Genomic DNA, 421 nt, shown 5'->3' with positions numbered 1-421 from the left:
GATATATGCGATCTGATAACTTCAGATCATGCTTTATGTTACCGCATGATGAACATATCTTAGATGATGGATCGAACCTTCCTATCTCTATTATATTCTTTCCATATTTTTCTGCTTTCCATTCCAGTTTCTGCTTGAAGGAATAGAAAGAAACATCACTTAGACTCTTCGATATATGATGGTTCTGCATCATTCCTTTTACGTTCAGATCTTCGATGATGATGGTATCGTACTGCTTGGCTATCGCAGTAGATATTTTATCATCGAAGTCTTCACGCATGTTTCTCAGCTTCATGTACTCCTTCTGTAATTTAAGTATATGCTTCCTTCTATTCTTCGATCCATTCTCCTTTTTCGATAGCTGTTTTTGAAGACGCTTTATTCTTTTCTCTACCTTCTTTATGAATCCTGGATTCTCTAT

At 35.9% G+C, this 421-nt stretch carries 1 protein-coding gene; it reads right to left on the bottom strand.

Annotated elements, in window-relative coordinates; all coding sequences use genetic code 11:
- Positions 1-421, bottom strand: a 421-nt coding sequence (locus tag DMB44_RS09175; RefSeq protein ID WP_161952135.1) for an RNA-guided endonuclease TnpB family protein, incomplete at both ends; no start/stop codon positions are given.

This window comes from Thermoplasma sp. Kam2015 (genome assembly GCF_003205235.1).
Lineage (GTDB): Archaea > Thermoplasmatota > Thermoplasmata > Thermoplasmatales > Thermoplasmataceae > Thermoplasma.
Note: the sequence above shows the minus strand (reverse complement) of the source record. Positions and strands in the feature narration are given on the sequence as shown.